The 6,034-nt window shown below is 69.4% G+C and carries 8 protein-coding genes; all 8 read left to right on the plus strand.

Going from position 1 to position 6,034, the window contains the following annotated elements; all coding sequences use genetic code 11:
* Window positions 1-317 precede the first annotated feature (317 nt).
* Window positions 318-1,514 (plus strand): AAA family ATPase, encoded by a 1,197-nt coding sequence (locus EJK15_RS66990; RefSeq protein ID WP_171075393.1) that lies wholly within the window; start codon window positions 318-320, stop codon window positions 1,512-1,514.
* Entirely contained in the window at window positions 1,511-2,098 is a 588-nt protein-coding gene (locus tag EJK15_RS66995) for a hypothetical protein (protein WP_138720549.1), read from the plus strand. The genes EJK15_RS66990 and EJK15_RS66995 overlap by 4 nt, the downstream gene beginning before the upstream one ends.
* Window positions 2,095-2,343, plus strand: a complete 249-nt coding sequence (locus tag EJK15_RS67000; protein WP_138720550.1) for a WhiB family transcriptional regulator — start codon at window positions 2,095-2,097, stop codon at window positions 2,341-2,343. The genes EJK15_RS66995 and EJK15_RS67000 overlap by 4 nt, the downstream gene beginning before the upstream one ends.
* Entirely contained in the window at window positions 2,340-2,681 is a 342-nt protein-coding gene (locus tag EJK15_RS67005; RefSeq protein ID WP_138720551.1) for a hypothetical protein, read from the plus strand. The genes EJK15_RS67000 and EJK15_RS67005 overlap by 4 nt, the downstream gene beginning before the upstream one ends.
* Before the next feature lie 445 nt (window positions 2,682-3,126).
* The gene (locus EJK15_RS67010; protein WP_138720552.1) at window positions 3,127-4,347 is read left to right on the plus strand and encodes a helix-turn-helix domain-containing protein; all 1,221 of its coding nucleotides are present in this window, start codon (window positions 3,127-3,129) and stop codon (window positions 4,345-4,347) included.
* The gene (locus EJK15_RS67015; protein WP_138720553.1) at window positions 4,344-4,958 is read left to right on the plus strand and encodes a hypothetical protein; all 615 of its coding nucleotides are present in this window, start codon (window positions 4,344-4,346) and stop codon (window positions 4,956-4,958) included. Before EJK15_RS67010 ends, EJK15_RS67015 begins: the two co-directional genes overlap by 4 nt.
* Window positions 4,955-5,545: an XF1762 family protein gene (locus tag EJK15_RS67020; protein WP_240778093.1), complete on the plus strand. Its 591-nt coding sequence runs from the start codon at window positions 4,955-4,957 to the stop codon at window positions 5,543-5,545. The genes EJK15_RS67015 and EJK15_RS67020 overlap by 4 nt, the downstream gene beginning before the upstream one ends.
* On the plus strand, window positions 5,538-6,034 hold a 497-nt coding region (locus EJK15_RS67025; RefSeq protein ID WP_206062268.1), incomplete at its 3' end, for a hypothetical protein. The genes EJK15_RS67020 and EJK15_RS67025, both read left to right, overlap by 8 nt.

The raw sequence follows: 6,034 nt of genomic DNA on the forward strand, positions 1-6,034 counted from the left end.
CTCCGAGGGGTGGGGAAGCTGCGGGGGCTCCTGAGTGACGGCTCAAGGGTAGACCGTTCAGCCCAACTTTAGGGGAGTGCCGAGGGACTTTCCCAGGGGTCTGTGATCAAACGTGACGCTTGTGGTGTGCCGGTTGGCGGACTAGGCTGATTAAAGATCCAGTATAGTTCTTTGATGTGCATCCGGATCAGGACGGTAAGTCGGGTGGGGCGGTTTCATGCGCCTCACCCGCTGACCTTCCGGTCTGGTCGGCACTTCAGCCGCAGTCGGAGCAGGGGAGCGGCCCCAGTTCCGACCGCACAACCGGAAGGAAACACGTGAGCAACCTCGCTTTCGAGGCTCCCGTCCGCGTGGCGTTCAAGTCGCGCGTCGTGATCCAGGGCCCCTCCGGCTCTGGCCTGACGTGGACCTCGCTGCGGATGGCGCGGGGTATGGGCGGGACGGTCGGTGTCGTGGACACCAACCGTGGCTCCGCCGCCCTGTACGCCGAGCACTTCGACTTCGTCCACCTGCCCATGAACTCGGGTAACCCGGAACTGCTCATCGAGGCGCTCGCGGTCGCTGCCGAGCAGCGGATCGACACGCTGATCGTGGACTCGGCCACCATGTACTGGTCGGGCCGGGGCGGGCTGATCGCCCAGGTGGACCACCTCACCCTGAACAAGTACAACGGCAACAACAACAAGGCGTGGGGTGAAACCCGAGGGCTTGAGCAGAAGCTGTTCGACGCGCTGCTGTCCTTCCCCGGCCACCTCATCGTGACGCTGCGCACGCGGGCCGACTACCAACTCCAGGACCTCGGCGAGGGCCGGATGGGCGTGGTGAAGTACGGGACGAAGCCGGAGCAGCGCGACAACTTCGACGCGGACTTCCACTTCACGCTGTCGCTGGACATGGCGCACGCGGGCACCGTGACGAAGTCGCGGGTGCTGGACGTTCCGGTCGGCGCGGTGGTTGAGGAGCCGGGGGAGGATCTCGGCAACGTGATCGCCGAGTGGCTGGGCAACGGGGACCCGGTGCCGGACGCGATCGACATCCGCGACCAGGCGCTCGACCCCGCTATGACGGACGACGACCTGCGCGAACTGCACCGGTTGGCGGCCAAGGCCAACCTGCTGCGCGCGGCCGTGCTGAACGAGCACCGCGAGGTGGAAGCGCTCGGTGCGCTGATCGTCCGGGAGGGAGAGCAGGCGAAGAAGGAGAACCGCAGGGCCGCCCGTCCGGCCGCCGCTCCCGCCCAGCCCGCCGCAGAGGCGCAGGACGGGCCGCCGATGCCCGACAACGTGCTCGACGACAAGTTGTTCGTGGCGCAGTGGGCGCACGCAATCGCGGTCATCGGCGGAGAGGACGCCGAGCAGGACCTGCACACCGTTGAGACCAACCTCCGCCAGGAGAAGGCGGACGGCACGGTCAGCCAGAACGACTACGCCCACCTGTACCGGCTGCTGGAGCAGCGCCGCGCCAGCCTGGACCTGCCGTACGGGCAGCCGAACACCACGGCGGGTGCGGCATGATCAGCATCGAGCAGGCCACGGAGGCCGGCGCGCCCGCCGTGGTGGACCGTGAGGCAGCGTCCAGCCTGTACCTGGCGGGGCGGCTGCTGGAGCTGATCAGCAAGGCGCTAATCGCGCTCGGCGATGACGGGCTGACTGCCATCGCGGAGGGCGGCAAGCCGGTGATGCCGGTGGAGGACCGCCAGAGCGGCTACATCGGCGGCACCCGGCTCGGCTACACGCAGATGAACGACGGCAAGACCGAGGCGGACTTGAAGCCGGACGACCCGCGCCTCGTGGCGTGGGCGCTCGCCTCGGACCACTACCGGCACAACGTGCTGACCATGCAGGTGCTGGCCCCCGCCGTGGTGACCGAGATCAAGAAGCACGCGGTGAAGATGGGCGCGCCCGTGGACCGGCACGGCGAGGTCGTGCCCGGCCTGACCCTCAAGAAGGGCGACCCCACGCCGTTCAAGCACCTGGACAAGCAGCTCGTCGCCGAAGTGCTTGCGCCCGAGCGGATCCGCGCGCTGGCGCACGCGCTGCTTACCGGCCTGGCCACCCTGCCCGGCCTGACGACCGACACGGAGAGGAACCCGCAATGAGCTGGATTCACCGCGCGGCCTGCCGTGACGTCGATCCGGAGATCTTCTTCCCCATCGCGTCCCCGGACACCGAAGCCGGGGAGGCTGCCGTGGCCCAGGCCAAGCAGGTGTGCGGGGGCTGCTCTGTGCGGGCTAGGTGCTTGAACGAGGCGATCGAGTCCCGCGAGCCGTACGGCGTGTGGGGCGGCGAGAGCGAGAGCGCGCGGCGCGGGCTCATGAGCACGGCCCACAGGGGTGCGTCATGACGCGGTCGCACGAGGACGCCACCTTCGTGCGCTGCATGAAGTCCGGGAAGATCCGGTACAGCACTCGCCGCTCCGCCCGCCGGGTCGCGCGCCGGGCGCACCGGGGGGAGAAGAAGCACACGTACGTGTGCGACTCCTGCCAGGGCTTCCACATCGGCGGGGCGATCGACGATTCGGGCTGTCGCCGGCCGTGGCTGCGCTGCCAGTCGGACACCGCCCCGGTGTTCGACGAGCAGGACGGCGCGCAGGCATACGCGGACCGGGTGGGGGCGGAGCAGAGTGTGGTCGCGCCGTGCGCGGATCACTGGCATGTGTTCGCCCTCCCCGCCGTGGCGTGACGTAGATCACACTACCCGCGCTGGGTCGTAGGCAGACGTAAACGCCTGGCCCTTGGTGGGGTGCGTGCGCTCCCTGACGGCGCTGTCCTCGATGAGGTCACCGCCCGATCAACGCTGTCTGCAAGCGGGCGTGCCCGCGAGCACCGCGCCGTCAGGGGGTGCCCCCACCCCACCGGGAGGACCCACGTGACCCCTGCGCGTTGCCCCACCCCATCAACTTCAGCGGCTCCGGCGATCCCGCCGACCGCTTTCTAGCCACAACGGCGGCCCCAAGCGGGACCGCCGTCGCAGCCAGGCAGAGCGCGCCAACGCTCTGACGCCTGGGTGCCCCCCTCAGCAACCTTCCACAGCAACATAAGGAGGCCACCGTGAGCGTAGCTGACGCTGCCCGTGGTTGCCCTGTGCCCTATAAGCGTTCCGACCTGCACGTTGAGGGGCCGAACGCGTGAGCTACTTGTCCAGCGACTGGGCCATGCACTACGCCCCGGTCAAGAGCCCCACTGAGAAGCTCGTCCTCGTCGATCTCGCGCACCGCACCGACGATGACGGCTGCGACGCCTACAAGTCCAAGGCCACGCTCGCCGATGGGGCCATGTGCGACCCGAAGACCGTCCAGCGGACGCTGCGCGACCTGGAGGAGCGCGGCCTCATCAAGCTCGGCGACCAGTCCGTGGCCGCGTACATCGACGTCCGCTACCGGCCCGTCGTCTACGACATCCAGATCCCGTACTCGTGGTACAGCGCCGCCCAGATGGAGCAGCTCAACTCCGAGCGCGCCCGCAAAGGTCGCCCGCCGCTCCAGCCGGACGACCGCCCCGACCTGCCACCGGCCCCGAAGCGTGCTTCGCGCAGCGACAAGGGCACGAAGGTGCCGCAGCGGCGGCCGCACTCGCTCCGGCCGCGTGACCAGCAGGAAGAGGGCTCCGAAGTTAGAGGGGATTCTCAGTCCCCCCTGCCGGAGACGCCCAGGGGGGATTCTGAATCCCAGCCAGGGGGGATTGTGAATCCCGCCAGGGGGGATTCACAATCCCCCAACTCCCCTAGAGAACTCCCATCAGATAACTCCTCTTTTCAGGAGATGCCTCCTTCGTCGGCATCTCCTGCGGGCGAGGCGCAGCAGGGGAGTCTCCTCGGCGACGACACGCCGCCTCCCGCCGCCACGGCGAAGAAGAAGGCCAGCACCCGCAAGACGAAGGAGCGCACCCCCGAGGAGCAGCTCCGGTTCGAGCAGGCGACTGAGGTCGCCCAGTGGTGGTGGGACGAGTGCGACGCCAACCAGGTGCCCAAGATCGGCAAGTCGGCGGGGGCGACGGGCTTCCCCGGCTTGGTCAAGCTGATCGAGTCGGCGCTCGCTGACAACTACACGCAGAAGGAAGTCGCGTACGCGCTGCGCCGCAACCCGACCCGCCGCTTCCCGTCGCTTCAGGCGTTCGAGACCGCGCTCATGGCTGTGCGAGGCGCTGCCCCCCAGCAGACCGCTCCAGGCCAGCAGCGCGTAGCGACGTCCGACCTTCGCGTCTCCCAAGTGGAGTCGCTCATGGCCGACTACCGGCAGGCCGCCGCTGACGGCCGCCTCGATGAGTGGATGTCCACCCCCGAAAGCCTCACCATCCCCGGCGAGCCCGCCGCCACGGGTTCGACCGCCCTGCCTGGAGGTTCCTGGTGACCGACGACGAGTTCGAGAAGGTCCTGAAGTACATCGCCGCCGCAGACAAGCGGACCTTCGGCAAGGCCGACCTGGCGGTGTGGGGCGACATCATCGGCGACCTGCGGTTCGACGACGTCATGGCCGCCGTCCGTCAGCACTACCGCGACTCGATCGACTGGCTCAAGCCCGCGCACGTCCGCCAGGCTGTGCGCAAAGCGCGGCAGGACCGCTCCGGCCGGGCCGTGCCCGCCGCGCCGCCCGCCGAAGTCACTGACCAGCCCGGCGTCTACAAGCTGCACCTCGTCAGGGCCATCGCCGAAATCGCCGACCAGAGGTTCGACACCTACCAGGGGCTCACAGCCTCCGTCGAAAAGGAAGGCCCGAACAAGGCGTTCGAGGAACACCCAGCCGCGAAGCGTGCCAGCGAGAGGGCCCAGCACCAGGCGAACGAACGGTGGGAGGTTGGCTGCCCGGTCGCCTGGTGCGCGGCCCCGGCCGACGAGCCATGCCGCGACCGGGACGGCAACAACCTGCCGTGGCAGCGCACTCACTCCAAACGGATCGTCGCCCGCCGTCAAGCCCGCGAGGCCCGCATGAACGCCGCCACCCCTCGGCAGGCGATCGTATGAGCCGTTCCACCCTCGCCCCGATCGCCCTCGCCCGCCAGGCGGGGGCCACCCCCGGCGCGCCCGAACTGCGTTTCGTGCCCGTCAACTTCCGCCAGGCATGCCGCTTCATCGCGATGTGGCACCGCCACCTGCGGCCGCCCAAGGGGCACGTGTTCTCCATCGGCGTGGCCGACACCGCCACCCGGACCCTGCACGGCGTCGCCATCGTCGGCCGGCCCGTGGCCAGGTCGTACGACAACGGCCAAACGCTGGAGATCACCCGCTCCGCCACGGACGGCACCCCGAACGTCGGCTCCATGCTGTTCGGCCGCGCCCGGAAAGTCACCTACGACCTCGGCTTCGACCGGCTGATCACCTACAACCACACCGTCATCCACGGGCCCCTCTGCGACAGCCCAAGCCCATGCACTCACGGGTCATGCGAGGCGATCCGCCTCGGCGAGTCCGGCTCCAGCCTGAAGGGCGCCGGATGGAGAGTCATCGCCCAGCGCCCGCCGCACGCCGGATGGGATCGACCCTCCCGCCCCCGCGACACCTACGGCAGCGAAGGCGTGGCCCGAACCCTGTGGGAGCCGCCCGATGGGTGACCTCGAACGGTACGCCGAAGCGCTGTCCCAGCAGCGGCTCGACCATGCACGGCGGCAACTCGAAGCCGACATCGCCGCCGGCCGCATCCAGCCCGTCCCCTACCGGATCACCCTCGCCCTCGACGCCCGCGAACTGTACGGCCCCGAAGTGGACCAGGCGCTCGGCGGAGAGGAGCCGATGGTGGACGAGTGGGAGGAAGGCAAACGCGTCCCCACCCCCGACCAGGTCAAAGCCCTGGCCAAGCTGACCGACTACCCGATCCGGTTCTTCTACACGCCCGTCCCCGAGTGGACCGGCCACATGTTCATGTGCCGCCGCAGCGGCCCGAAGAAAGGCTGTGAACGCGTGCAGCTCGGCCCCAACCCGACACCGCCGCCCGCGCCCCCCGCGCCGCCCGCCGGCGGGAACGTCGTCCCGCTACGCGGCGGAGGGACGCCCGGCTTCCGCTGCCTCATCCCCAAATGCCCCCTGCGCGGCCGCCGCCAGCC

The sequence above is a fragment of the Nonomuraea basaltis genome, assembly GCF_005893125.1.
GTDB lineage: Bacteria > Actinomycetota > Actinomycetes > Streptosporangiales > Streptosporangiaceae > Nonomuraea > Nonomuraea basaltis.

What these genes read in the sequence shown, in the direction of transcription:
- EJK15_RS66995 (WP_138720549.1), top strand. Translation starts at nt 1,511, where the DNA reads ATGATCAGCATCGAGCAGGCCACGGAGGCCGGCGCGCCCGCCGTGGTG.
- EJK15_RS67000 (WP_138720550.1), top strand. Translation starts at nt 2,095, where the DNA reads ATGAGCTGGATTCACCGCGCGGCCTGCCGTGACGTCGATCCGGAGATC.
- EJK15_RS67005 (WP_138720551.1), top strand. Translation starts at nt 2,340, where the DNA reads ATGACGCGGTCGCACGAGGACGCCACCTTCGTGCGCTGCATGAAGTCC.
- EJK15_RS67020 (WP_240778093.1), top strand. Translation starts at nt 4,955, where the DNA reads ATGAGCCGTTCCACCCTCGCCCCGATCGCCCTCGCCCGCCAGGCGGGG.